Origin of the sequence: Rhizobium nepotum 39/7, from assembly GCF_000949865.1 — a bacterium.
Lineage (GTDB): Bacteria > Pseudomonadota > Alphaproteobacteria > Rhizobiales > Rhizobiaceae > Agrobacterium > Agrobacterium nepotum.
In genome coordinates, this window is the sequence record NZ_JWJH01000016.1 from 40,719 (window position 1) to 67,463 (window position 26,745).

Below are 26,745 nucleotides of genomic sequence, written 5' to 3' on the forward strand. Positions count from 1 at the left end.
TCCTTAAAAATCGATGGCTGCGTAGAAGACGGCAAAGAGGCCATCCACCAGAATGACGACGAAGATCGATTTTACCACCGACGACGTGACGTGTTTGCCGAGCGATTCCGCCGAGCCGCCCACCTTCATGCCTTCGACCGCCGCGACGATGCCGATGATGAGCGCCATGAACGGCGCCTTGATCATGCCGGCGGCGATGGTCGATTCCTCGACCGCGCCGTGCAGGCGCGACAGAAACACCTCGAACGTGATGCCGGAATAAAGAAGGGTGACGACGGCCGCGCCGAAAAGTGCGGCGAAATTGGCAAGAATGGTCAGAAGCGGCAGCGCGATCGTAAGCGCAACAAGACGCGGAAACACCAGCACGCCGACGGGGTTGAGACCGATCACCTTCAGCGCGTCGATTTCCTCGCGCATCTTCATCGAGCCGATTTCCGCCGTGATCGCGCTGCCGGAACGGCCGGCAATCATGATCGCGGTCAAGAGAACGCCGATTTCGCGCAATTGCAGAATGCCCACCAGATCGACGACGAAGACTTCCGCCCCGAAATAACGCAGCTGGAAAGCGCCCTGCTGGGCGATGATGGCGCCGATCAGGAACGACATCAGCATGATGATCGGCACGGCGCGCACGCCCATATGGTCGATCTGGTTGACGATCGCCGCCGGCGACACGCCGCGTCCGCGCCCGAGCTTCATCTGTGCGCCGCGCACCGCCGAGCCTAAAATATACATGCCGGCCAGAAAATCCGCGCCGTTCTGGACGACGGCCTTGCCGATCGGCGAAAAGATGCGTTCCGCCAGTCCCTCGCGGACAACGGGTTCGCCCTCCATCGCCGCTTCGTCCGGCAATTGGCCGATCAAATCCTCGATGCGCTTATTGCCGGTAAGCGTGACGGTCGCGCCACTTTGTTCCACGGCCTTGCGCAATCGATGAATGACCCACGCGCCGGTGGTATCGATCGCCTCGACGGAGGACATATCGATCTCGACCGGACCGGTTATCCTGCTTTTCTCGATCTTCTCGATATTTCTGAAAACGCTGGAAAGATTGCTGTTGCGCCAGGAGCCGGACATGACATACCGCAGGCCGCCACCGGAGACGGTGCCGTCTTCGGTGATTGCGGCCGGGTTCGCCTGTTGCCGTGTGTCCTGATCTTGCATAATGCTCCGAGCGAATGCCGCCGTCACGAGATTCTTAAAGGTTTCATAACGTTTCGGTCTTCGGCAAGCCACAGTGACGGCCGACAATTCGTGATAAATTTGACGTCATGTGTCTTTTGTCGCCCAATCGGAAGTGAAAAAACATGCCCCGTTACCTTCAAGCCACAACAGAGCGCTTTCCCGTCACCGGCAGCTTCACCATCTCGCGTGGCACCCGCACGCATGCGGATGTCGTAACGTGCACCATCCGCGATGGTTCCTTCACCGGCATCGGCGAATGTGTGCCCTATCCGCGCTACGGTGAAAGCATCGAGGGCGTCATCGCCGATATCGAGGCGATGGCTGAGAGAATCGCCGGCGGCCTGACGCGGCAGGAGTTGCAGCAGGCCATGAGACCGGGCGCCGCCCGCAATGCGGTTGATTGCGCGCTGTGGGATCTGGAAGCCAAAATGAGCGGCAAAAGCGCCGCCGAGCGCGCCCTCGGGCAGGCGGCAAAACCGCTCGTCACCGCCTATACGATCTCGCTTGCCGACCCCGAGACCATGGCTGCGAAAACGGCGGAAAACGCCGCACGCCCGCTGCTGAAAATCAAGACCGGCACGGCGGATGACGAAGCGCGGCTGCGGGCAGTGCGCGCCGCAGCACCCGATACACGCATCATCATCGACGCCAATGAGGGCTGGAACGATTATAATATCGAATATTATCTGAGACTTGCAGCCGAGCTGAACATCGCGCTTATCGAGCAGCCGCTGCCCGCCGGCAAGGACGCCATCCTCGCCCGCATCGACCACCCGGTCCTGATCTGCGCCGACGAAAGCGTGCATTCCACCGGAGATCTCGCAGGCCTGCGCGACCGTTACGATGCGATCAACATCAAGCTCGACAAGACCGGCGGCCTGACGGAAGCGCTGCTCATGAAGGCGGAGGCGGAACGACTCGGTTTCACCATCATGGTCGGCTGCATGCTCGGCACCTCGCTCGGCATGGCGCCTGCCGTGCTGGCCGCTCAAGGGGCAGCCTTCTCCGATCTCGACGGCCCGCTGCTGCTGGCTGAGGACCGGCAGCCGGGGCTCGTTTATGAGGGATCGCTGGTCTATCCCTCGCAGCCGGAATTGTGGGGTTAAGAGCCGTCGTTACGGTTCCACAGAGGACCGAGGCACCGCGGCTATCTACCCACGAAGTCGCTGAGAAGGTTCCACCCCCCCTCCGTCATGTCGGACTAGATCCGGCATCCAGCCACGGCGTGTCTGCGCCGTGAAAAGAGTCTACCGCGATCAAAGACTTGATCGCACTGAATCCCGGCTCAAGGCCGGGATGACGGTGTGCGGATGTTGTCGCCTCCCCGAACGGACCATTCCTAAGAGGGCTTATCGTCCGCTACAGCCAACCGCCCCAATCAGGCCGCGTGCTTGCCGATCAGCCCCGGAATATCCACCGGCTCCATCTCATCCGATGTCCGTTCGGAAGGAACATCGCTTGTCTGCATCCAGGTGATCAGCTCGAAGGTGCCGTCCGCATTTTCGGCGATCGCCGTGCAGCTTTCCACCCAGTCGCCGGTGTTGATGTAGCGGATGCCGTCCATGTCTTCCATCACAGCGTGATGAATGTGGCCACAGATGACGCCGTCGACATTGTTGCGCCTCGCCTCTTCGACAACCACGCGCTGGAACTCGCCGATGAAGTTGACGGCGTGTTTCACCTGCAGCTTGGCCCAGGCCGAAAACGACCAGTAAGGCAGGCCGATACGGCGGCGCACGGCGGCAATGGCGATGTTGATCGCGATCGCCGCATCATAGGCCCAGTCGCCGAGATAGGCGAGAAGGCGGGCGTTGCGCACCACCACGTCGAACTCGTCGCCATGGATGACGAGGTACTTCTTGCCGTCGCCCGCCTCGTGGATCATGCGCTCGGCCACTTCGATACCGCCGAAATGCATGCCCGGAAACTCGCGCAGGAACTCGTCGTGATTGCCGGGAATATAAACGATGCGCGTTCCCTTGCGGGCCTTGCGCAACAGCTTCTGCACCACGTCGTTGCAGCCCTGCGGCCAGTACCAGCTGCGACGCAGCCGCCAGCCGTCGATGATGTCGCCGACCAGAATGATCGTCTCGGCCTCGTGATATTTCAGGAAGTCGAGCAGGAAATCCGTCTTGGCCGCTTTGGAGCCGAGATGGACATCGGAAATGAAAAGCGTTCTGAACTGTCTGGTTTCAATTTGACCGGCCACGGATTTCATCCCCCTGTTCGGTTGCGTCCCTGCGGCTTTCTTCCCTCTCAGAACCAGACTCGTGTTTCAGCAACATGACAAAGGCCCTTTTTTATACGGAATATGACTGATGGCTTCACGAAAACGCGAATAAGCCATGCTCGCATTTGCATAAGGAGGCGGTAAATAACGGCTGTACCACGGGGAAGTTTGTTGTATTCAGAGGGCCGGAATGAAACGAAATATGACGGTGCCAGATATGACGGTGAAAGAATGACCTCTCACGATAAGAACAACACGCCCGCCGACACGGCAAAGGCCGACATCGAGGAACAGGCGCTCTTTTTCCACCGCTACCCGCGCCCAGGCAAGCTGGAAATCCAGGCCACCAAGCCGCTCGGCAACCAGCGCGATCTGGCTCTGGCCTATTCGCCGGGTGTTGCCGCCCCCTGCCTCGCCATCCATGAGAACCCGGAAATGGCGGCGGAATATACCGCCCGCGCCAATCTGGTCGCGGTCATTTCCAATGGCACGGCGGTGCTTGGCCTTGGCAATATCGGCCCGCTCGCTTCCAAGCCTGTCATGGAGGGCAAGGCCGTCCTCTTCAAGAAATTCGCCGGCATCGACGTTTTCGACATCGAAATCGACGCGCCCGGCATCAACGACATGGTCTCCACCATCTCGGCGCTGGAGCCCACCTTCGGCGGCATCAACCTTGAGGATATCAAGGCGCCGGAATGTTTCGAGGTGGAGCGCCAGCTGCGCGCAAAGATGAACATCCCGGTCTTCCACGACGACCAGCACGGTACGGCGATCATCGTCGCCGCCGCCGTCACCAATGCGCTGGAACTGGCCGGAAAGTCGCTTTCCAATGTCAAGATCGTCGCCTCGGGCGCGGGTGCGGCGGCGCTGGCCTGCCTCAACCTGCTTGTCGCCATGGGTGCTGCCAAGGAAAACATCTGGGTCCACGATATCGAGGGCCTCGTTTATGACGGCCGCAACACGCTGATGGACGAGTGGAAGGAAATCTACGCCCAGAAGACCGACAAGCGCGTTCTGGCCGACTCGATCGATGGCGCCGATGTCTTCCTCGGCCTTTCGGCGGCGGGCGTGCTGAAACCGGAACTTCTGGAGCGCATGGCGGAAAATCCGCTGATCCTGGCGCTCGCCAACCCCAATCCGGAAATCATGCCGGAGGCGGCCCGCGCTGCCCGCCCGGATGCGATGATCTGCACCGGCCGTTCGGACTTCCCGAACCAGGTCAACAACGTGCTCTGCTTCCCCTATATCTTCCGCGGCGCGCTGGATTGCGGCGCAACCACGATCAACGAAGAAATGAAGATGGCGGCCGTGCACGCCATCGCCGAGCTTGCCCGAGAGGAAGTTTCCGAAGTCGCCGCCAAGGCCTATAGCGGCGAAACGCCGATCTTCGGCCCGAACTATCTCATTCCCTCGCCGTTTGATCCGCGCCTCATCCTGCGCATCGCGCCCGCCGTTGCCCGCGCCGCAGCCGCAAGCGGCGTCGCTGCCCGGCCGATCACGGATTTCGAAGCCTATTTCGACCAGCTGAACCGTTTCGTCTGGCGTTCCGGCTTCATCATGAAGCCGGTCTTCAATGCCGCCAAGGCTGCCGAAAAGAAGCGCATCATCTTTGCCGAAGGCGAAGACGAGCGCGTGCTGCGCGCAGCCCAGGTGCTGCTGGAAGAAGGCACCGGCATCCCGATCCTCATCGGCCGTCCGCAGATCATCGAAACGCGCCTCAAGCGCTTCGGCCTGCGCATTCGCCCACATGCGGATTTCGCCGTGGTCAATCCGGAAGACGATCCGCGTTACCGCGATTATGTCGACGATTATTTTGCTCTCGTCGGCCGCGCCGGCATCAGCCCGGAGGCGGCCCGCACCATCGTGCGCACCAACTCCACTGTCATCGGCGCGCTGTCGGTGAAGCGTGGCGAAGCGGATGCGCTGATCTGCGGTCTCGAAGGCCGTTACGACCGGCATCTGCGCGATGTGAACCAGATCATCGGCAAGCAGGAGAGCGTACGCTCGTTTGCAGGCCTCAGCCTGCTCATCACCCAGCAGGGCGCGCTGTTCCTCACCGATACCTTCGTCAATAACGATCCGACATCCGAGGAAGTGGCTGAAATGGCCATTCTGGCGGCCAAGGAAATCCGTCGCTTTGGCATCACGCCGAAGATCGCGCTCGCCAGCCACTCCAATTTCGGCTCGCGCGATTCGGAAAGCGCCCGCAAGATGCGCCGCGCGCTGAAGATCGTTCAGGCGGCGGCACCCGAACTGGAAGTGGACGGCGAAATGCAGGGCGGTTCCGCACTTTCGGAATCGCTGCGCAAGCGGGCGATGCCGAACAGCGTGCTGACCGGCGAGGCAAACCTTCTGGTCTTCCCCAACCTCGATGCCGCCAACATCACGCTCGGCGTCACCCGCACGCTGACGGAGGGCCTGCATGTCGGCCCGATCCTGCTCGGCACGGCGCTGCCCGCCCACATCCTGTCGCCCAGCGTCACCTCGCGCGGCGTCGTCAACATGGCGGCCTTCGCCGTGGTGCAGGCTTCGCACCCTTCGGTGTGATGCCAGCGCATTAACGCAATTTTGAACAAGCTGTTGCCGCATTGCGGCAACAGCTTATGTTATCTTCCAGAAACACGGTTTTCGTGAAGTATAACGCCCTTGCACCAGCCGGGGACATCGAACGGATCGAACAATTGACCCGGCGCCGCAGCCGCATCATCGGCCTCCTGCTTCCTCTTCTCTTCGTTGCACCGGCCGCCTCTTTCGCGGATCAGGTCTGCGACACGCTTTATGCGCAATTGCGCGAGCCACCGCGCGTCATCGGCAATACGGCGGAAGTGCGCCGCTACGCCAATGCGCTCACCCGCCAGAACATCGAAATCCGCAGGATCAGGAACGATCTGCGCCGTTATGGCTGCTCTTCCGGAAGCGTCACCGTTTATGGCAGCCCCAATGCCGATCTCTGCGCTGAGATCAGCGACGCGATGGCGGATGCGCAGAGTGAACGCGACGCCATCATCCGCGACCGCGACGATGCGATGGCGGCCCAAAGCAGCGACGATGGCGACATCAGACGCCAGCGCATCCTCGCCGCTCTGGACGCCAATGGCTGCAACGCTCTCCCCGATACGGACGCGCGCCAGCCGACCGCTCCTGATGTGACGCGTTACCCCGACGCGTTCGGCCAGCCCGGCAATCCGGCGGGACAGGCGGGGCTGTCGCCCTACCCCAACGCCGCAGCCGAAGGCGGGCTTCGGACGCTGTGCGTGCGCACCTGCGACGGCTCGTTTTTCCCCATTGCCGCCAACGCCTCGCCGCTCGATTTCCGCGCCCAGGCAGAGCAATGCCAGAAAATGTGTCCCGGCACGGAGACGGAGCTTTATTTCCACTCCATGACGGATCAGGAAACGGCCGACATGGTCTCGGCCGAAACCGGAAAACCCTACAAGGACCTGCCGACCGCCTTCGCCTACCGCAACGCCTCGACAAAAGCGCCGGGCTGCGCCTGCAACATGGCCGCCTATCACGACGAGATGAAAAAGCAGGAGACCGCCCGGCCAGAGGCTGAAAAACCCTATTCCGGCATCACGACCATTCCATCACCACAAGGTGACAAGGATCAAAAACCCACGGAATTGCAACAAGCCGCAAAGCCGCCGGAACAACCGGTTCCCGAACGAGACTACGACCCGAACAACAGCAAGGTCCGCGTTATCGGCCCGAAATTCCTGCCCGACCAGACAGGCCGGATCGACCTGAAGAACCCGGCGTTGAAGGGCCTGCAACCGCAGCAGTGAAGCCGTCGTGGAGCGAGCGGGTGCCGCTTGTTTCTTCTCCCCGCCGGGGAGAAGTCCGCGGTAGCGGGATGAGGGGGCTACGGTAGAGATATGCGGAGAGCTTGCCCCCTCATCCGACCCTTCGGGCCACCTTCTCCCCGGCGGGGAGAAGAACAAACGGCAACGCTCCGGCTTCTCTCGCAGAACTTTTATCTGCCTTACACCCCACCCCAGCGATTGCGAAACACCAGTTCTTCCAGCGGCACGCGCTGGCGCCAGCCCTTCACCGCCAGTTCCGGTTCGGTGTAAAGCGCATCGACGCGGCCAAGGCATAGCCATGCGACGATTTCGATGTGGTCGGGGATTTCCAGAATGGCGCGAATGTCGCTGTCGTGGAAAATGCTGACCCAGCCGACGCCGATACCTTCGGCGCGGGCCGCGAGCCAGAGGTTCTGGATGGCGCAGACGGTGGAATAGACATCGGTGCGCGGATTGTGGGTGCGGCCCAGCACCACCTTGCCGCCGCGCGTCGGGTCGCAGGTGACGCAGATGCTGAGCGGGGCCTTGCGGATGCCCTCCAGCTTCAGGCTGTGGTAAAGCACCTGTTGCTCGCCTTCGAACATCGCTGCGGCCTCGGCGTTGGCGCGGCTGAAGGCCACCCAGGCCGCCTGACGGACTGCGCCATCCGTCACGAGCGTGAAATTCCACGGCTGCATGAAGCCGACGGAGGGCGCGGAATGCGCCGCCTTCAGCAGACGCTGCACCACATCTTCCGGCAGCGGATCGGGCAGAAACTGATCGCGCACATCACGGCGGGTTTCGATGGCGCGGTAGATCGTCTCTCGCTCCCCGTCGGAAAACGGGCGGGCGGGCGAAAGCGCGTGATCGAACGCATTGGCGTCGAGCGGATCGGTCGCGAACGGATCGGACGGCATCGTTTATCCCCAACAATGCGAAGGCCGGGCACAAGCGCGCCCCGCCCCTTCAACAACCTGCCGCCGTCCGCGCGGTGCGGTCTATCCTGTCAGGCCGGTCTTCTGACTTGGCTTCATCCGCCCGCTTTCGCCTTCCCGAATTGCTTCAGTGGCACGATAAAAAGGGCATCCGCCTTACAGCGCTGGGCACGTACCGGTCTTGCACCGGATTCCCGATTCTCCCGCCGCGAATGGCAGGCACCTGACGGCGGAAGCTTATGGGCAAGAAAGCTCGCCAACGCAAGCATCCTGGCGGGCAATGCGGCAATGCGGCCATGGCACCCCTCACCTTCGTCATGCCGACCTTGAGCCATCCAGCCAGACCAAGTCCTTGGGCTGAAAAGAATCTTTTCGCCGCGCAGACGCGCGTCGGCTGGATACCGGCTCAAGGCCGGCATGACGGAAGGAGTACCTCCTCGTCTTAATCGCATTATTCCACGGGAAAATAACGCACATAGGCGAATTCATCCCCATCCGGTGACCAGTTGGGCGAGTTCATCGTGCCCTGCCCGCCGAAAAGTTCGAACAGCGTCTCCGCGTTGCCGCCATCCATATCCATCAGCCGCACGCGCACATTGAGATCGCGCGGATGATCGAAGACATCGGCGTCATAGGAGACGAACACCACCTTGTCACCCACAGGGGACGGATGCGGGAACCAGTCGCCATAGGCGCTGTCGGTGATGCGCTCGACGGCCGAGCCATCCACCCGCACGCGCCATATCTGCATCAGCCCGGTGCGGCTGGAATTGAAATAGATCCATCCGCCATCCGGCGAATAATCCGGTCCGTCATTGCGGCCTTCACCATGGGTAAGGCGCGTCTCAACGCCGCTGTCTATGTCCATGGAATAGATATCGAAAACCTGATCGCGAATGCCGCAATAGGCAAAGCTTTTCCCATCGGGCGACCAGCCGTGCCAGTAGGAGGGAAGATTTTTCGTCATCAGCCGCGGCGCACCGCCCTTGGACGGTAAAAGATAGATGGCGCTCTTGCCGAATTCCACCTTGTCGGAAATGGCGTAGAGCCAACCATCGGGCGAAATGCCGTGGTCGTTGTTGCAGATGGTGGCAAAGCCGGTATCGACTTTCTCCGGCAAAGCATCACCGGCAAGAGACAGCCGGTAAAGCAGCCCTTCGGCGTTCAACAGCAGATATTTGCCGTCCGGCGACCAGTTCGGCGCCTCGAACAGATCAGGCGTCTGCCAGACCACCCGCATCTGCCGGGTGCGGATGTTGAAGATTTCGATTGAGCTGCGCATGCTGCCTCCCGGCCTGTCGATAATCTGGAGCGGAACGTGACGTAGCGCGGATATTCCATTTGCATCCGCCACCACCGTGATTATGATCCTATTGCCGCAGGCACCGCCCTGCAAATTCAAATCGGAAAAAACAGCAGCGTTCCGGCACCGTCCGCACCGCTCCCCGTTTCTCCCAGATCCGAGGTTCCGCGATGAATACCATCGCCGATCACGGCATCCGGTTCGGCCGGATCGCCGCAATGCTTCCTGTCAAGAATATCGAAAAGGCCCATGAGTTTTATGTCGGTCTGCTGGGGTTCGAAAAGACCTTCGAAAACGGCAGCCCCGTGGGTTTCATGATCCTGAAACAGGGCAATGCCGAACTGCACCTGACATTGCAGACCACGCACAAGCCGGCACCCTTCAACGTGGCGCATATGCTGGTCAGCGACGTCGACGCGCTGCATACGCTTTGCAAGAAACACGGGCTGCGCATCGTCAAAAGCCTGCAGGACAAGGATTACGGCCTGCGGGCCTTCGTTTTCGAAGACCCGGATGGCAACCGTATCGATGTGGGGCAGGTCATTTGAGGTGAGTGAACGGCGCGGCATGTCCGCGCCGTTCGTGCATCTAAACACGTAAACTGCAATGTGGATCGAGCGCGTTCCGCATATTTCTTCTCCCCGGCGGGGAGAAGAAGGGAGCGGCAACACCGTGCCTGCCCGCATGCCCTTCGACTACCGATCCCGAAACCGGTTTGTAATCGGATAACGGCGGTCGCGGCCGAAATTCTTCTTGGTGATCTTCACGCCGGGGGCGGATTGGCGGCGCTTGTATTCGGCGAGATAGAGCAGATGTTCGATCCGGTGCACCGTCGCCACATCGTGGCCGCGTGCGAGGATTTCCTCGACCGACATTTCCTTTTCCACCAGACACTCCAGAATGTCGTCCAGCACCGGATAGGGCGGCAGCGAATCTTGGTCGGTCTGGTTGGGACGCAATTCGGCGGATGGCGCTTTCGAGATGATATTGGTGGGGATCACCTCGCCGGAAGGCCCGAGCGCACCCGGAGGCACATGGCCGTTGCGCCAGCTGGAAATGGCGTAGACCTGCATCTTGTAGAGGTCCTTGATGGGGTTGAAACCGCCATTCATGTCGCCGTAGAGCGTCGCATAACCCACCGACATTTCCGACTTGTTGCCTGTTGTCACCACCATCGAACCGAACTTGTTGGAAACGGCCATCAGAATGGTGCCGCGCGCGCGGCTTTGCAGGTTTTCCTCGGTGATGCCCTCTTCCGTACCCTCGAAAAGATCGGCGAGCGCCGTCAGGAAACCATCCACCGGTTCGGCGATCGGCACGATATCGTAACGGCAGCCGAGAGCTCTCGCGCAATCGGCGGCGTCCTTCAGCGAATCCTCGGAGGTGTAACGATAGGGCAGCATGATACAACGTACCCGCTCCTCGCCCAGCGCATCGACGGCGATCGCGGCGCAGATCGCCGAATCGATGCCGCCGGAAAGGCCGAGAACCACGCTCTTGAAGCCGTTCTTGTTGACGTAGTCGCGAAAGCCCAGCATGCAGGCGCGGTAATCCGCCTCCTCGCCTTCAGGGATTTTCGAGAATGGTCCGCTTTCGCAGCGCCAGCCTTTTTCCGTGCGTTTCCAGTCGGTCACGGCAAGGGTCGCCTCGAACTGGCTCATCTGGAAGGCAAGCGTCCTGTCGGCGTTAAAGCCGAAGCTCGCACCGTCGAATACCAGCTCATCCTGCCCGCCCAGCTGGTTGGCGAAGACCAGCGGCAGGCCGCTTTCGATCACCTGTCTCAGCGCCACCTGATGGCGCACATCCAGCTTGCCGCGATAATAGGGCGAACCGTTCGGCACCAGCAGGATTTCCGCCCCGCTTTCGGCCAGCGTCTCGCACACGCCCATGTCGTTCCAGATTTCCTCGCAGATCGGAATACCGATCCGCACACCCCGGAAATTATAGGGACCGGAGATCGACCCTTCGGCGAAAACACGCTTTTCGTCGAACTCGCCATAGTTCGGCAGGTCGATCTTGTCGCGCAGCGCAACGATCTTGCCACCATCCAGAAGCGCCACCGAATTGTGCCGTCCCGTCTCGCCCTGACGAGGAAAACCGATGACGACGCCCGGCCCGCCATCGGCAGTCTCCGCCGCCAGTTCCTCAACCGCCCTCAGGCAGGCGTTCAGAAAAGCCGGCTTCAGCACCAGATCTTCCGGCGGATAGCCGGATATGAACAACTCGGTCAGAAGCAAGAGATCGGCGCCCTGCGTCGCCGCATCGGCCCGTGCCTCGCGCGCCCTGGCGAGATTGCCCGCCACGTCGCCAACTGTCGGATTGAACTGCCCGACGGCAATTCTGAGATGGTTCTTGATGTCGTGTCTGTCGCTCATGGCTTTTTCAATACCGCGCCCGTGGCCGCTCCGCAACGCGGCAATTGCATGCCGGGCCGCCTTGGAGCGTTCAAGGAGGGGGCACGTTCAAGCCACGGTTCGCGTTCACACGAAGGTTATCGCCGCGCCCGCCGGATTCCGCAAAGTTCATGTCGCGTTCATCCCGCGTATGTGACATTTACATGACAGTTTTGCGACACCCCGATTCACCTCCCCGAATTGCGCGGTGCCGCCCCGCAATACCGGAGTATGAGTTTGAGACAATCGGCGCCAAAAACAACGGCTTCCGAGAAGGCTGGTTTTACCTTTTCGCCCGCATGGACGCGGGGCCTTTCGAAGCTTTCGGGCACGGCCTATACGCTGGTCAACCTGACGCTCACCTCCGTCGTGCTCGTCGTCGTGCTGGAATGGATCGCCCGAGGTTCGCTGAGTGATATCGGCGCTTTCCTCACCTCACCCGCCCGCCCCGGCATGACCACCATTGCCGCCGTGCTTACCATCCTCGTGGCGCTGGATTCGATCCTTGGCCGGCGTTACCTGTCGCTGATTGCGGTTGCGCCGCTTTGCGCGCTGACGGGGCTGATTTCCGCGAAGAAACAGACTTATCTCTCCGACCCGCTTTATCCCTCCGACCTACTGTTCGGCCGGCAGATCCTCGAGCTTCTGCCGACCATGCTCAAAGCTCAGCCGCTGACGGCGGCGCTGGTCGGTTTTGGCCTCTGCGCCACCATTGCGGCTATCGCCGCTCTCTGGCTGCTGGCGCGGCGTCATTCGCCGGGCCTGAGCTGGCGGGAACGCGCCGCCGGGCTGGCGCTCGCGCTGCCGATTTTGGCTGGCCTCACCTCGCTGATGGACTATTCGCATTATTCCTGGGTACGCGATCGCCTCAACATCATTCCCATGATGTGGGATCAGCAGGAAAATTACCGCCATAACGGTTTCCTGCTGGCCTTTGCCTTCAATATTCCGATGGCGAATGTTTCGGCCCCACAGGGTTACGGCGAAAACAGCATCGCCGATCTGACATCGGAACCGGCCGCCTTCGCCGCCAACAAGGGCGATTACCCTGACGTCATCATGCTGATGAGCGAATCGCTATGGGACCCGACCCGGCTTGAAAACGTGAAGCTCTCGGCCGATCCGATGCCGACCATCCGGGCCAAGCAGTCCGGCAACGTGTTCTCGCCGGAATTCGGCGGCATGACGGCGAATGTGGAGTTTGAAGCACTGACCGGCTTTTCCAACGCCTTCCTGCCCTATGGCAGCATTCCCTATCAGCAATATATCCGCCGCCCGGTGCCCTCGCTTGCCAGCTTCTTCCGGGGCGAAGGATATTCGGCCATCGCCATGCATCCGTTTCAGGAATGGTTCTGGAACCGCAAGGAAGTCTACAAAAATTTCGGCTTTGAGGAATTCCGCTCTGAGGAAACATTGCCGCCCATGGAAAAGCGCGGCAACTTCGCCTCAGACGACGCGCTGATGGACGAGATCATGGCGACGACCGAGCAGGCGCGCAACCCGCTCTTCCTCTTCGCCGTCACCCTGCAGGGACATGGGCCTTACGAGGCGGGCCGTTATGCCGCCGATACCATCGGCGTGGAAGGCGATCTTTCCGCTTCCGCAGCACAGGCGCTCGCAACCTATTCGCAGGGGGTAGTGGAGGCCGACGAGGCGCTTCTGAAACTGATGCGCTGGGCCAAGAAGCGTGACCGGGAAACTATCATCGTGCTTTTCGGCGATCACCTGCCGCCGCTCGGCCAGACCTTCGTGGAAAGCGGCTACATGCCGGGCATGGTGGCAAGCCGCCGCGCGCCGCTGGATGTCATGAAAAAGGAACACGAAACGCCGCTGGTGGTCTGGTCCTCGAAGACCGGTATGCGCAAGAACATCGGCACGATCAGCCCGGCGCTTCTGCCCTATCACGTGCTGAAGACCGCCGGCTTCTCCGACCCCTTTTATACGGGAACGCTCGGCGAGGTTCAGCAGGCATTCTCCGTCATCGACCGGCATATGCTGGTTGGGACAGATGGTAAGGCCCTGCCCGACTGGTCGATCGCGTCGAATTCCATTCCCGACGTGGTGCGCAACTACCGACTGCTGCAATTCGACATGATGTTCGGCAAGCAATATGGCCGCGAGCGCTTCTTCCCCGGCTTCAACTGGGTAAACGAGGCGGCGCCCTCCGTCTGATGGCCCATCGACGCTCGACGTGAGACCCGATTGCGGCGGAAATCGTTTGAATTCCACCGCAATGCAGGTCTATTTCGACAGGAGCCCGTAACGAACCATCAGCAACCGGAGACACACCGTGTCAGATATCTCCGATTATATCGCCGCGCATTTCAAGCGCTCCTCCCGCGAAATCGGCGAAGTGGAGCGGCGCATTCTGGAATTGTCGCACCAGAAAAAGCTGATCTCCAGCGATACCAATGCCGAGTTTTCCGCTGGCGCGAGCCTCGGCGACAGGCTGGCCGACAATATCGCCAAGGTTGGCGGTTCCTGGGGATTCATCCTCAGCTTCTGTTTTTTCCTGGTGGTCTGGGCCATCATCAACACCATCGTGCTGACCACCGGCGCCTTCGACCCCTACCCCTTCATCTTCCTCAATCTTCTGCTCTCCATGCTGGCGGCCATACAGGCGCCTATCATCATGATGTCGCAGAACCGGCAGACCGCCCGCGACCGTTTCGAGGCCGCCAAGGATTACGAGGTCAACCTGAAGGCCGAGCTTGAGGTTCTGTCGCTGCATGAAAAGATCGATGTGAAGGTGCTGGCCGAGCTTGCAGCGCTCAGGCGGGATCTCGCCGTCCTTCACCGCCACGTCACCCGGAAAGAAGACTGAAGCGGAAAATTTCATCCCCGCTTTTCCCCGCCGCGCCGCACGCTGTTATTCTGACACCAGTCCTGCCGGGTAGAAGCCAGACGTGGCGCAAACCGAAGGACGGTCCTGAACGACGTGAACGCTGGCACGTTCAACCAATTCAGAACCATTTCGCGGAAGGCGGTGCACCGCCTCTCACGAAATGCGGCATTCGGAAAGGCCCGGCTGCGCAACGCATCCGATCCACACCTACCTCAACTATAGCGCAGCCGGGCAACCGCCCGACGCCCTCCATCCATCCCACGCCCGGCAGCGCCGCGCGTGGACGAAGTTGTGTCGCTTCATTCTCAAGCTTGGAGATGGCCGAAACCTTGCCGCAGATCGATCTCCCTCCTTGAGGGGGAGATGCCCGGCAGGGCAAAGGGGGGTAAAGCCCCACGCACCCCACGACCGCTGTGAATGGACAACGTCCTCAAAGTTCACACCTAGTTACGAATCCGTCAGATTATTACGCTACAGATTGACGCAGGCGTTTGTTGCATTGCACTCTTGCGGGCAAGATCAAGGGGGAATCACTTCCCCTCGTCAAAATGGCATCACGACCATTTCGCGGCAACGCCACGCCGGATGCACCATCCGGTCCTCATAATGCATTCTGTACCGGGGTTTTTCATGTACCAGTTCGATCTGATTGTTATCGGCAGCGGTCCGGCGGGAAGACGGGCCGCCATTCAGGCCGCCAAGCTCGAAAAGAGGGTTCTGGTCATCGAGAAAGGCAGCCGCGTCGGCGGCGTTTCCGTACACACCGGCACCATTCCTTCCAAGACATTGCGCGAAACCGCGCTCAATCTCACCGGCTGGCGCGAGCGCGGCTTTTACGGCCGCTCCTACCGCGTCAAGCAGGAGATCGACGCGGATGACCTGCGCCGCCGCCTGCTGATCACGCTCGATCACGAGGTCGAGGTGCTGGAGCACCAGTTCGCCCGCAACCGCGTGCAGCACATTCGCGGCACGGCAAGCTTCGTCGACGTCAACACGATGAAAGTGGTGAAGAGCGATGGCGAAATCATGAACGTCACCGGCGCTTCCATACTTCTCGCCATCGGCACGCGGCCCTACCGGCCGCCGCATATTCCCTTCGACGGCGAGGCGGTGCTCGATTCGGACGAGATCCTCGAAATCAAGCAACTGCCGCGCTCGATGGTCGTCGTCGGTGCGGGCGTCATCGGCATCGAATATGCGACGATCTTCAGCGCACTCGATACGCAGGTGACGGTGGTGGAGCCGCGCGAGACCATGCTGGAATTCATCGACAAGGAAATCGTCGAGGACTTCACCTATCAGCTGCGCGACCGCAACATGAAGCTGATCTTCGGTCAGAAGGCGGAAAAGGTGGAGCGGGACGAAACCGGCAAGTGTCTCGTTTCGCTCAGCAACGGCCGCGTGCTGAAAGCCGAGACCGTGCTGTTCGCCGCCGGCCGTGTTGGTGCGACCGACACGCTCAACCTTTCGGCCTGCGGGCTGGAAGCCGACAGCCGGGGCCGGCTGAAGGTCGATCCCGAGACTTTCCAGACGACGGTGCCGAACATCTACGCCGCCGGCGATATCATCGGTTTCCCGAGCCTTGCCTCCACCTCGATGGAACAGGGCCGCATCGCCGCCCGCCACGCCGTCGGCGCGCCGGCCGGCGAACCGCCGCAGTTTTTCCCCTATGGCATCTACGCCGTGCCGGAAATCTCCACCTGCGGTCTGACGGAAGAGGAAGTCATCGAACGCAGCATTCCCTATGAATGCGGTATCGCCCATTTCCGCGAGACCTCGCGCGGCCACATCATGGGTCTCGACAGCGGGCTGTTGAAAATGATCTTCTCGCTGAAAACCCGCCGCCTGCTCGGCGTCCACATCGTCGGCGAAGGCGCCACCGAACTGGTGCATATCGGCCAGGCGGTGCTGAACCTCAAAGGCACGGTGGAATATTTCGTCGAGAACACCTTCAATTATCCGACGCTTGCGGAAGCCTACAAGATTGCGGGGCTGGATGCCTGGAACCGCATGGGTGAGCTGAAGAAGGATTGAGCGGCGTATTTCCAAGGGTACGCCAAGCTGCCTTGGGGATGGCGAGCTGCTAAGCCAGCGCCATAACACCCAACCCCGTCATACCGGCCTCGAGCCGGTATCCAGCCAGCCCAAGTCCGTGGGCTGAAAAAACCCTTTCGCCACGCAGACGTGTGTCGGCTGGATGCCGGATCTAGTCCGGCATGACGGAAGAGAGGTTCTCGACTCCATCTTCCGCATCTATCTGGAACGACTGGCATACATCAGGTGAATGCCTCACCACCGAATACTATACCGCGCGCTCACGCCCGGCCGGAAATGATCCTCATAACCCTGATCGAGCGTTCCACGCACCGTCAGGTTATCGCCAAGCTTCTGCTCCACCGCTACGCCGCTGCTGAATTCGTTGAAGCTGTTGCGGCTCGCCCCCGTCAGCACAAAGGCGGTGCCGCTCTCGGAGCGGGAAAGACGCAGCGATTGCGAAACGTCGAGACCGTTCCATTGCTGCGCCGTACCGTCATAACGCACCGTGAAATTGCGGTTCGCCTCGATATCCAGTTCCGGTGTGACAATGCGTTTCTGCTGCGAGCTCATCGAAACGCTGCTCGAACCCGTCAGCGCATTGAAGAGGACTCCGACATCACGGGCAAGCGAAACGCCGGGCAACTGTTCCGCCAGCAGCGTGACGTTGCCCCACAGCCGAACCGGCGTATCCACCACCTGCCCTGTCCTCGAGGCATTCATGCCCATTTCCAGCCCCGCCCGGATCGGCGTATCGACCGGCAGCTTCGCACCGATGCGCGCCGTGTAGGAACGATCGGAATTCTTGACCGGCTTCCAGATCAACCCGGCGTCATCGGCATGGGCGGTGGTGCCGAGCGCGGTGAACAGAGAAAACAGCAGGGCAAAGCCCGTTCGTGGTGACATATCTTGTCCCCTGGCAAATTAAGGGCGCACCGGGAGAACCCGGCAAGCACGGTAAAAGCTTAAGGCCAATGGTTTTTGGCAGCGATGATGGCCACGCAACGGCGGCCCATATTTCCTGCACGGCCGCACCCGGCAGCCGAGGCAAATCATGCTGCGCAGGGTGCCAGATGAACGGGAGATGAACAAGAGCAGATGCAGCAAAAAATCATGCTGCACTGCATTGTGATCGAAACGACGGAAGCGCCACCCTGTTACTTGCCTGTGGCAGGGCCAACGCAGCGGGCCAGGATATCATCGACCACCACGTCCAAAGACCTTGATGAATCAATAACCGTTGCATTGACGGGGAGATCTTCTTTCGTCACATGGAGTTGCAAGACAAATTCACGTTCGGCCGGTTTTCCACCGAACTCGTCCTCGGGCCTCTCCATCAGCCGTCGTCGCAAGGTCGCAACGTCGATATCCAGAACGAAGACCTGATCGAAGTGGTCTATAAAACGCCAAAAGTTCCTCGAGCCGCCGCAGAAGAACGTGATCGCGTGACTTTGATCTGTCACAAGCTCCTGAACTTTTTCGACATCCCAAATATGACGCCGGTGCCGGAAGGCAATATCCCCATCGCCCTGAAACAGGGCGAGATCGATCGGCTCTCCGGTTTCAGGATCACCTTTGTAAGCCAATTCACGGTCGCCATGAATGACGTGATAGCCGCGCTGCTGAAGTTCTGTAGCAACCGAAGTCTTGCCGGTTCCGGAGACGCCCTCGATCAAATAGTTTCTGACGCCCATGACGCTCTCGTTCGATATTCCCCGGGTTCTTGGCCGCAGGTTTCGTGGCGATGCCTTCTGGCCTGACAGCCGCAGCTTCGAACGATATTGATAGAGAATGACGCAACGATGTCGGAAGGTTCAAACCCTTGGTATAACGCGGGCATCCCTGTTGCAGAACGCCACACGGCGCAAAACGAAAAAGGCCGCAGCTTTCGCCACGGCCCTTCCATTCATTCAGCTTTCGCCAAGCAAGATTATTCGGCGTCGCCTTCGGCGGCCTTCTTCTTGGCCGGAGCCTTCTTCTTCGGTGCGGCTTCGTCGCCTTCAACGGCGTCGTCAGCCTTGGCAGCAGCCTTTTTCTTGGCCGGAGCCTTTTTCTTGGTGTCCGTCTCTTCTTCGCCGTCGTCAGCCAGAAGCTCTTCCTTGGAAACGGCCTTGTCCGTTACCGAGATTTCCGTGAGCAGCTTGTCGATGACCTTTTCTTCGAAGATCGGAGCGCGCAGCGAAGCGGAAGCACCGGGCGTGTTGCGGAAGAAATCGAGGATTTCCTTCTGCTGGCCGGGGAACTGCTGCAGCTGCTGGAACAGCGCGCGCTGCATTTCTTCTTCGGTCACTTCAACGCCGGCCTTTTCGCCGATTTCGGAGAGAACGAGGCCGAGACGAACGCGACGTTCAGCAAGCTTGCGATATTCTTCGCGGGCTTCTTCTTCCGTCGTGTCTTCGTCAGCGAAGGTCTTGCCGGACTGGGCAAGATCGGTGTTGATCTGGCGCCAGATGTTGTCGAACTCGGCGTCGACGAGGCCAGCCGGCGTGTCGAACTTGTACATTTCGTCGAGCTGGTCGAGGATCTGACGCTTGACCTTCTGGCGGGTGACGTTGCCGTACTGGCTTTCGATCTGGCCGCGAACGATTTCCTTCAGCTTTTCAGCCGATTCGAGACCGAGCTTGGTCGCCAGTTCGTCGTTGATTTCGACAGCAGCGGCAGCAGCGACTTCCTTGACGGTGACGTCGAAGGTAGCGTCCTTGCCTGCGAGGTTCGCAGCCGGGTAGTCGGCCGGGAAGGTCACGGTGATGGTCTTTTCGTCGCCGGCCTTGACGCCAACGAGCTGGTCTTCGAAGCCGGGGATGAAGCGGCCGGAACCGAGAACCAGTTCGGCATCTTCTGCGGTGCCGCCGTCGAAGGCAACGCCGTCAACCTTGCCGAGATAGTTCATGGTGACGCGGTCGCCATCGGCGGCCTTGCCCTTCTTGGCTTCGAAGGTACGGGCGCTTTCGGCGATCTTGAGGATCTGCTCGTTGATTTCGTCTTCGGAGACTTCAACGACTTCGCGGGTAACCTTGATACCGTCATTGGCCTTCAGTTCGATGGCCGGGATGATTTCATAGGCAACGGTGAATTCGAAATCGGTTTCGGCCGAAAGGATCTTTTCGGCTTCCTGCTCGTCTTCGGTCATGGAGATCGCCGGCTGCGTTGCAGACTTCTCGCCGCGGCTGGAGAGGATTTCGGAAGGCTTTTCACGAACCAGCTCGTTGACGAGGTCGGCCATGATGGACTTGCCGTACATCTTCTTCAAATGGCCCATCGGCACCTTGCCGGGACGGAAACCATTGATGCGAACCTTGTCCTTGGCGTCAACCAGGCGCTCGTCCAGACGGGCCTTCATGTCGGCAGCCGGAATAACGACCTTGAGTTCGCGCTTCAGGCCTTCAGCCAGCGTTTCGATAACCTGCATTTTCTCAAACCTTCACATCATGGCGGCGGTGCTCAGACAGCCGTTGGTTTACTTTCGAGCACTGCGCCGGAAACGTCGTTCCCCGGCCGTGGCTTCCATTATTTCTTCACACAAGCCCCTGCCGGACAAAATTGCGCCAGCGCCGGAGACAAGGGCGCGATGGGGATGATGAACCCCGAAGCTCCCTGCATCATTAAAGATGCACTCTGGCACAAGCGTGGCACAGCCATGCTTTACTTGTGGTGCGGGTAGAGAGACTCGAACTCCCACGCCGAAGCGTTGGTACCTAAAACCAATGCGTCTACCAATTCCGCCATACCCGCACGTTGGGCGGCGGTATGTCACAATGTTCTGGAAGGGTCAAGCACGCCTTATCGCCGCCTTTCGTTTCATCAGGACTTTTATTGCCGCCCGTTCCGGCGCCGAAAGGCGGCAAGCCCGCTTTTGCCGAATCGCACCTGCGCAAAAGGAAGTGGCGCGGCCGCAAAACCCTTGCGAACAAGGATCGGGGAACTGCAAGTCCTGCCCCTGCCCTGCACGCCCGGCCTTACATGTTTCGACGGGAAAAGCGCGCAATATTTATGCGGCTACATGACATTATATATATAGGACATCCCGCCCATCGTTTTGCGAGAACGGTGCGTCTCCGACTGAATCCCGGAACCGGACGGCCTTTTGCACCCTCACTCTGCCTTTCCCTCCCCGCCCTTCACATTCAGCCGGACCGCACGGCTTGGCAGCTGCGGATGCCGGAGACTTCACCAAAAGCACATAAATTGGTCACAAATTATGCAGCAACCGCCGCAATTGAGGTCATTTACCGGTTTGCATTGCACTCCATGCATAGGTGGCATCTTGCTTTGTCTGTTTTTGTTTTGATTAAACCGATTATATTCATGGTCATACAGAGATCGAGTTCAGCCCCGGACCTAATCCTCCCAAGACGGCCGGGAATGCTGGACAGCACGAAGAGGAAAATGACAATGAACATTACACGCTCGCTGACCAACTGGCGCAAGTATCGTCAGACCGTAACCGAACTGGGCCGCATGACCGACCGCGAACTGAGCGACCTCGGCATTGGCCGCCAGGACATCCGCCGCGTTGCACGTACCGCCGTCGGCATCTAATACGCTCCGCCGCTTAAGTGCGGCGGATGTGAGACGACCCTCCCAAAAGGCCTGAGGCTTCCCGCCTCCGGCCTTTTTTTCGTTTTGGACACCTCTCAAAATCAAGCCGCTCCGCCGCATCAGCATGCGCGCGTGACAAACAGATGAAAAATGCATCGATCAGACGGCCGCCGTTGAGACGCCAGAAGAGCCGGAAGGCCCTTTAGGCACCGTTCGAGGCAGGGAAAAGCCGGTTCGGCGCCGCCAAAACCTGCAAAACCCTGCAAAACCGCCCGAAAGACAGGCATTTCCGCTCATATTTTGCCCATACGGTAATCAAAGCCGCAAAATTAGCCGACATAGTGCACAAACGCATGGCAGTAGCCTAAATTCTGCACTGCACAACATGGCTCAATGTCTATATATAAAACCTCAACAGCCGAGAGCACAGAAACACTGAGCCGGCCGACGAAATCAAAGAAAGATTGAGGAAACGATCATGAACCCTATTCGCATCGCAAAGAACTGGATCTCCTACCGCCGCACGATCAACGAACTCGGTAGCCTCTCCAATCAGGCCCTGAGCGACATCGGCCTGACCCGTTACGACATCCGTAACGTAGCTTCCCGTTCGTTCCGCTAAGGCGTAAACGATCGTCCCGCTGCCCGACCTCCAGGGCGCGACGATTGAGCGACAGGTAAAAGAAAGCGGCGCCTCTGGCGCCGTTTTTGATTCTGGCGGCTTTTGCGGGAATCGGCCTTCCCTCGCCGCTTATACCGGCATTCGCGATCACTCGGTTTGACGAAGCCGATGCACCTCCCCAAAGCACGCTAGGGCCAATTGCATCTGGCTCGACATTGCCACTTGTTTCTTCTCCCCGCCCGGGGAGAAGGTGGCCCGAAGGGTCGGATGAGGGGGCAACCTCTCAGCATATCTCTGGCCTAGCCCCCTCATCCCGCTGCCGCGACCTTCTCCCCGGCGGGGAGAAGAAATATGCGGCGAGCGCTCTGTCCACAGGCGCCCTTGCAACTATCCCCATCGGCCTCCCACCCGCAAAAACATTTGGCTGTCATCGCCATGCATGGTAGTGCATCGCCCTGAAAAACGCGTCCTTCGGGACCCGCGCGGAACAATCACTCGAAAGACAGCCGCCGGACGGGGCCTCTGCCCCCGAGCGGCCTATGGACGCCAGTATGCAAGACAAGACCTATTCTCCCATTCACGTCGTGGGCGGCGGACTGGCCGGTTCGGAAGCCGCCTGGCAGATTGCGCAGAGCGGCGTTCCCGTCATCCTGCACGAAATGCGCGGCGTGCGCGGCACGGATGCGCATAAGGGCGATACGCTGGCGGAACTGGTCTGTTCCAACTCCTTCCGCTCCGACGATGCGACGGCCAATGCGGTGGGCGTCATCCATGCCGAAATGCGGCTGGCCGGCTCGCTGATCATTGCCTGCGCCGACAGGCATCAGGTGCCGGCCGGCGGCGCACTCGCCGTCGATCGCGACGGATTTTCGCAGGCCGTGACGGACCAGCTTGAAAGTCACCCACTGGTGACGATCCTGCGCGAAGAAGTCACAGGCCTGCCGCCGAAGGAATGGGGCAGCAGCATCATCGCCACCGGCCCGCTCACCTCGCCGGATCTGGCGTCGGCGGTTCAGGCACAGACGGGCGAGGATGCGCTGGCCTTTTTCGACGCTATCGCCCCCATCCTGCATCGCGACAGCATCAATATGGACATCTGCTGGTACCAGTCGCGTTACGACAAGGTCGGCCCCGGCGGCACGGGCAAGGATTATATCAACTGCCCGATGGATGAGGAACAATATAACGCCTTCATCGACGCGCTGATCGCCGGCGACACGGTGGGTTTCAAGGAATGGGAAGGCACGCCCTATTTCGACGGCTGCCTGCCGATCGAGATCATGGCCGAGCGCGGCCGCCAGACGCTGCGCCACGGCCCGATGAAACCGATGGGGCTGACCAACGCCCACAACCCCACCGTCAAGGCCTATGCTGTGGTCCAGCTTCGCCAGGACAATGCGCTCGGTTCGCTCTACAACATGGTCGGTTTCCAAACCAAGCTGAAATACGGGGCGCAGGCGGATGTATTCCGCATGATACCGGGTCTCGAAAATGCGGAATTCGCAAGGCTCGGCGGCCTGCACCGCAACACCTATATCGATTCCCCCATCCTGCTCGATCCGTCGCTGAAGCTGAAATCGCGGCCGGACCTGCGTTTCGCCGGACAGATCACCGGCTGCGAAGGCTATGTGGAAAGCGCATCCGTCGGGCTTCTGGCCGGCCGCTTCGCCGCCGCCGAACGCAAGGGCGAACCCCCGAGCCTGCCGCCCGCCACCACCGCGCTCGGCTCGCTTCTCAACCACATCACCGGCGGGCACCTCTCCTCCAACGATGAGCCGGGTAAACGCTCCTTCCAGCCGATGAACATCAATTTCGGCCTGTTCCCGGAACTGGAACCGGGCTCCATCGTCAAGCCGGAAGGCGTGAAACGTTTTCGCGGCAAGGACAAGACAATCATGAAACGCCAGCTTGTCGCGGCACGGGCGTTGAAGGATTGCGCGGCGTGGCTGAATGGGAGCGAAGCCACCCCAGAAACCGTCACCGGTCAGGATCGTTGAAACAACACGGCATTGGCTACGAGGAATCCCTTGGCCAATGCCGTCAGCGAACATTCCAGAATAGCCAGTCCGACTTTCCCTTCTGATATTTGTAATGTCGGGAGAAATACGGGTTGACCGCCGTCACGTATTCGAACTCGATAGCCGTATTGCTCAGAAACGAAATGAGCGGGCGATATTTATAACGGCCCGAAATCACGATTGCCGTCTCTTCGATCTTGAAGTTTCCTTCCGTCAATATCTTGTCCCACTTCACGCTTTCGGCGTTGCCAAAAAAATTGTAAGGGGTGAATTCGGTCACGGCGACCCCACCCACAAGCTTGGCGCTTCTGAGCGTCAGATCAAGCTTTTCGGGTTCGAGCGGCCGCCCGGCAGCCATGACAAAGGATTTGACCCCCGTCCTGACGCGCTCCTCAAATTCTGGGAAACGGGCCGACCAGCGGGCGGTATTGTCCACAACCGTCACGAAACGGTCATAGCTCATCCAGCCACGCCCGATTTCGATCACCATCGCCAGCACCAGAATGAGCAAAGGCATCAACAGCGCAAATTCCACCGCAGCCACGCCGGAGCGCGAACGCATCAGCGATATAGAGAGAGATTTCAACCTCTTAATAATCATTCCGACACCCGAACGGCGGTGATCGCCAGCGAGACATTCTGCAATTGCGGCTTGCCCCCGGAACTGGGAACGAGCAGATGGGTGGTGGGAAGAATGAATTTCCAGTCATACCCTAGCGCCAGGAGATATTGCCCGGCGGACTTGCTCGGCGCCTCGAATTTGTTCTCGACCGGAAATACCACCGGTGCAGTAGCTAGGTCGGCATCAGCAATGGCAATGAGCGATATTTTCAGATCCTTTTCCGTTGTCGCGAGCAGGAAATTCGAGGCAATAACCTGCCTGAACTCCGCGTCGGTGACGGATGTTCGGCCAGCCGCCGCCTTGCGCAGATATTCAGCCCCGGCGGTGGCCGCCGTCGACATATTGAGGCTGAAGAAAAGCACAAGACTGACTTCGATGATGCCGAAGATCAGCAGGAGATAGACCGGCAAAAGCAAACCGAACTCAATGGCGGTGGCCGCACGGATATCCGCAGCAAGCGACCGGATGAGACTGGGGAAGCCACGATGCGATATCTTAAAGCGAGTCAAGATATGTCACCTCGAAAGCCGTTATAATACCGCCGAGAGTATCGCTCTTTCCAGCGGCAGCAATTGACAGCTTGTACAGGGAATAGGTGTCGACCGTGATATTGTAGCTACGACGCTCCCACCGGATTTCGTTCGCCTTCTGATGCATCTGAATGATTTTTTTATCCGGACCTAATTGCGGACGTAGCACTTGCAGTGAAATGTCGATGTCGTTCGAGCCTTCGTAATTTTGGTTACGCCCGTTGTACCAGACCGAGATTTCATATTTGCCGGGATGCATCTCCACATATTTGAAGATCGAACTATTGGCATCGGTTCTTTTCCCATCCCAGTGACTGTCGAGTTCCACCGCATAGCGGGTTGGTGGTATCCGCTCATTTTGGCCGTTGCTCAGCGAGGGCGTGTTGTTCTTCTCTTCCTCTGTTGGGCACTGCTGCCCCTGCTCGGAATTCAAGGCGTCCTTGCCATCCGATTGCGCCTTGTTGCCGTTTTTCGAATCGCTGTTTTCTTTGGGAAGAGTGGCCTGTGACGTTGGGGTGCATGTCATCCCGGCGCTTGTCTCTTTCTCCTTTTCCTGATCCCCGTAGCCCTGCCAGCCGTGGTTCTTCCGGCAATCCGCATTGCTCCAGTCCTGAAGTTCGATGCCCGGTCCCGTACCGCCATCCCATCCCAGTTCGGCATAGGTATAAACTCCCCAGCAGCCATTGGGTGTTTTGGCGGTTCTGCCGTTTTTCAGCATACGTTCCGTGCCGTTCAGCGTCTTTTCGAAGGTGTTGTTGACGACGACCTCACCGTCATGCGGATAGGGCGGAATACCGCCGCAACGGTACGACAGCTGATAGTCCAGTTTTTTCGCCCCGAACATGTCACCAAACACGGTTTTGTAGCTGAACTTGGCCTCCATATCCGTCGTCAGCCAGTCGATTTTGACGTCGCGACTGACCACATCCTGTTTGGTGGAACGGATCAGTGCGTCGAACGTGTCGAGCACGTTTTTACGGCGCACCTCATCCAACGGTACATTCGTTCGCGTCGGTTTTGTCGAACGCTCACAAGCCTGCGCAATCACCCGCTTGGATTGGCTATAATAGGCCAAAGCCCGGCCGCCTTCGAATAGAAACCCGAAAAACAGCAGGAAAACCGGCAACAGCAATGCCGTCATAATGGCGAAACTGGCCCTTCGGTCGCCTAACAGCGCCTCGAATGCATCCTTCAGTCCGTTCAGTTTTTTCTCAATACCCAACATATGCAAACGCCGCTTCATGAAACTGGTTATCCCGCCTCGGAAAAACGCCCGGCCCCTCCACAGACGGACAGACTCAAACACCACGGCCCAACGAAGTGTTCGGGCCATAGAAAAACAAACTCAGCAAGGGCTGATTGGCCGCGATCATGGCGGTGCGCGACAAATGGATCGGACCATTTGCAAGCATCAGATGAAAAATACTATCCCAGGCTGCCGCAAACCGGCGTCGACTGCGCGTTATATTTCATTCGAAATTCTATAGTGCGAAATAGACACGAAATGTGTAAATTAAAGATCACCTTTATTCAAAAAAATATATGCAAAATCATATACTTAATTCATGTATTAATAATTTATAATAGCCGAAGTAAATCACATAAGAACAGGGCGAAGCATCGCCTCGGCGACAGGCCTGTGGCTATGGGCAAATCCCTTGACCGCATGACGGGCATTGCCGTCTTTTGAATACAACGAGACGGATT

General features: G+C 59.4%; 21 protein-coding genes, 1 tRNA gene and 1 riboswitch. Of the genes, 10 read left to right on the plus strand and 12 right to left on the minus strand.

The genetic code is table 11. From position 1 onward, the window contains the following. Positions 1-3: 3 nt before the first annotated feature. A complete protein-coding gene (locus RS75_RS16990; RefSeq protein ID WP_045022416.1) occupies positions 4-1,164 on the minus strand; it encodes an ABC transporter permease in 1,161 nt (386 codons plus the stop codon). 143 nt (positions 1,165-1,307) lie between these two features. On the opposite strand from RS75_RS16990, the gene dgcA reads away from it, so the two are divergent. Then, entirely contained in the window at positions 1,308-2,291 is a 984-nt protein-coding gene (dgcA, locus tag RS75_RS16995) for an N-acetyl-D-Glu racemase DgcA (RefSeq protein ID WP_045022421.1), read from the plus strand. Positions 2,292-2,563: 272 nt separating this feature from the next. Here dgcA and RS75_RS17000 read toward each other — a convergent pair whose 3' ends face one another. Then, complete coding sequence (locus RS75_RS17000) at positions 2,564-3,403, minus strand: UDP-2,3-diacylglucosamine diphosphatase (RefSeq protein WP_045022423.1); 840 nt, start codon at positions 3,401-3,403, stop codon at positions 2,564-2,566. A 243-nt stretch (positions 3,404-3,646) separates the two neighbouring features. Here RS75_RS17000 and RS75_RS17005 point away from each other — a divergent pair, with 243 nt between their 5' ends. Both RS75_RS17005 and RS75_RS17010 read left to right on the plus strand, forming a co-directional pair. Next, positions 3,647-5,962, plus strand: a complete 2,316-nt coding sequence (locus RS75_RS17005) for an NADP-dependent malic enzyme (protein WP_045022425.1) — start codon at positions 3,647-3,649, stop codon at positions 5,960-5,962. A gap of 134 nt (positions 5,963-6,096) precedes the next feature. After that, positions 6,097-7,200 carry a DUF2865 domain-containing protein gene (locus tag RS75_RS17010; RefSeq protein ID WP_045022506.1) on the plus strand — a complete coding sequence of 368 codons (1,104 nt, stop codon included), beginning with the start codon at positions 6,097-6,099 and terminating at the stop codon, positions 7,198-7,200. Positions 7,201-7,397: 197 nt separating this feature from the next. On the opposite strand, the gene bluB is transcribed toward RS75_RS17010, so the two are convergent. Together bluB and RS75_RS17020 are read right to left on the minus strand one after the other, a co-directional pair. After that, positions 7,398-8,114: a 5,6-dimethylbenzimidazole synthase gene (gene bluB, locus RS75_RS17015; RefSeq protein WP_045022427.1), complete on the minus strand. Its 717-nt coding sequence runs from the start codon at positions 8,112-8,114 to the stop codon at positions 7,398-7,400. Between the two features lie 75 nt (positions 8,115-8,189). Continuing rightward, a riboswitch (cobalamin riboswitch) is annotated at positions 8,190-8,374 on the minus strand. A gap of 209 nt (positions 8,375-8,583) precedes the next feature. Then, complete coding sequence (locus tag RS75_RS17020; RefSeq protein WP_045022429.1) at positions 8,584-9,414, minus strand: TolB family protein; 831 nt, start codon at positions 9,412-9,414, stop codon at positions 8,584-8,586. A 191-nt stretch (positions 9,415-9,605) separates the two neighbouring features. Here RS75_RS17020 and RS75_RS17025 point away from each other — a divergent pair, with 191 nt between their 5' ends. After that, a complete protein-coding gene (locus tag RS75_RS17025) occupies positions 9,606-9,983 on the plus strand; it encodes a glyoxalase superfamily protein (RefSeq protein WP_045022431.1) in 378 nt (125 codons plus the stop codon). Positions 9,984-10,130: 147 nt separating this feature from the next. Here the strand turns inward: RS75_RS17025 and RS75_RS17030 are convergent, their stop codons facing one another. Continuing rightward, a complete protein-coding gene (locus RS75_RS17030) occupies positions 10,131-11,810 on the minus strand; it encodes an NAD+ synthase (RefSeq protein WP_045022433.1) in 1,680 nt (559 codons plus the stop codon). Between the two features lie 249 nt (positions 11,811-12,059). On the opposite strand from RS75_RS17030, the gene RS75_RS17035 reads away from it, so the two are divergent. The 3 genes from RS75_RS17035 (at position 12,060) to sthA (ending at position 16,707) form a co-directional block, all read left to right on the plus strand. Further along, positions 12,060-14,000, plus strand: a complete 1,941-nt coding sequence (locus RS75_RS17035; RefSeq protein ID WP_045022435.1) for an LTA synthase family protein — start codon at positions 12,060-12,062, stop codon at positions 13,998-14,000. Between the two features lie 118 nt (positions 14,001-14,118). Continuing rightward, positions 14,119-14,652, plus strand: a complete 534-nt coding sequence (locus tag RS75_RS17040) for a DUF1003 domain-containing protein (protein ID WP_045022441.1) — start codon at positions 14,119-14,121, stop codon at positions 14,650-14,652. A gap of 651 nt (positions 14,653-15,303) precedes the next feature. Beyond that, positions 15,304-16,707 carry a Si-specific NAD(P)(+) transhydrogenase gene (gene sthA, locus RS75_RS17045; RefSeq protein WP_045022442.1) on the plus strand — a complete coding sequence of 468 codons (1,404 nt, stop codon included), beginning with the start codon at positions 15,304-15,306 and terminating at the stop codon, positions 16,705-16,707. Between the two features lie 255 nt (positions 16,708-16,962). Here the strand turns inward: sthA and RS75_RS17050 are convergent, their stop codons facing one another. The 4 genes from RS75_RS17050 to RS75_RS17065 form a co-directional block, all read right to left on the minus strand. Beyond that, positions 16,963-17,613, minus strand: a complete 651-nt coding sequence (locus RS75_RS17050; RefSeq protein ID WP_045022443.1) for a hypothetical protein — start codon at positions 17,611-17,613, stop codon at positions 16,963-16,965. A 251-nt stretch (positions 17,614-17,864) separates the two neighbouring features. Further along, on the minus strand, positions 17,865-18,401 hold the full coding sequence (locus tag RS75_RS17055; RefSeq protein WP_045022444.1) for an AAA family ATPase: 537 nt from the start codon (positions 18,399-18,401) through the stop codon (positions 17,865-17,867). Positions 18,402-18,637: 236 nt separating this feature from the next. Further along, a complete protein-coding gene (gene tig / locus RS75_RS17060) occupies positions 18,638-20,116 on the minus strand; it encodes a trigger factor (RefSeq protein ID WP_045022445.1) in 1,479 nt (492 codons plus the stop codon). Positions 20,117-20,356: 240 nt separating this feature from the next. Next, positions 20,357-20,439: transfer RNA gene (locus tag RS75_RS17065), tRNA-Leu, on the minus strand. A 660-nt stretch (positions 20,440-21,099) separates the two neighbouring features. Between RS75_RS17065 and RS75_RS25730 the strand changes: the two genes are divergently transcribed. From RS75_RS25730 to trmFO, 3 genes are all read left to right on the plus strand, one after another. Further along, positions 21,100-21,246 (plus strand): DUF1127 domain-containing protein, encoded by a 147-nt coding sequence (locus RS75_RS25730; protein ID WP_013636249.1) that lies wholly within the window; start codon positions 21,100-21,102, stop codon positions 21,244-21,246. Between the two features lie 478 nt (positions 21,247-21,724). Continuing rightward, complete coding sequence (locus RS75_RS25155; RefSeq protein ID WP_003515516.1) at positions 21,725-21,868, plus strand: DUF1127 domain-containing protein; 144 nt, start codon at positions 21,725-21,727, stop codon at positions 21,866-21,868. 539 nt (positions 21,869-22,407) lie between these two features. Further along, a complete protein-coding gene (gene trmFO, locus RS75_RS17070; RefSeq protein ID WP_045022447.1) occupies positions 22,408-23,865 on the plus strand; it encodes a methylenetetrahydrofolate--tRNA-(uracil(54)-C(5))-methyltransferase (FADH(2)-oxidizing) TrmFO in 1,458 nt (485 codons plus the stop codon). Positions 23,866-23,908: 43 nt separating this feature from the next. On the opposite strand, the gene RS75_RS17075 is transcribed toward trmFO, so the two are convergent. The 3 genes from RS75_RS17075 to RS75_RS17085 are packed head-to-tail and all read right to left on the minus strand — an operon-like array spanning position 23,909 to position 26,281. Beyond that, a complete protein-coding gene (locus RS75_RS17075) occupies positions 23,909-24,487 on the minus strand; it encodes a TadE/TadG family type IV pilus assembly protein (protein ID WP_084687045.1) in 579 nt (192 codons plus the stop codon). Continuing rightward, positions 24,484-25,017, minus strand: coding sequence for a TadE/TadG family type IV pilus assembly protein (locus RS75_RS17080; RefSeq protein WP_045022449.1), 534 nt, complete (start codon positions 25,015-25,017; stop codon positions 24,484-24,486). Before RS75_RS17080 ends, RS75_RS17075 begins: the two co-directional genes overlap by 4 nt. After that, positions 25,004-26,281 carry a pilus assembly protein gene (locus tag RS75_RS17085; RefSeq protein ID WP_234704292.1) on the minus strand — a complete coding sequence of 426 codons (1,278 nt, stop codon included), beginning with the start codon at positions 26,279-26,281 and terminating at the stop codon, positions 25,004-25,006. The genes RS75_RS17080 and RS75_RS17085 overlap by 14 nt, the downstream gene beginning before the upstream one ends. Positions 26,282-26,745: the final 464 nt, after the last annotated feature.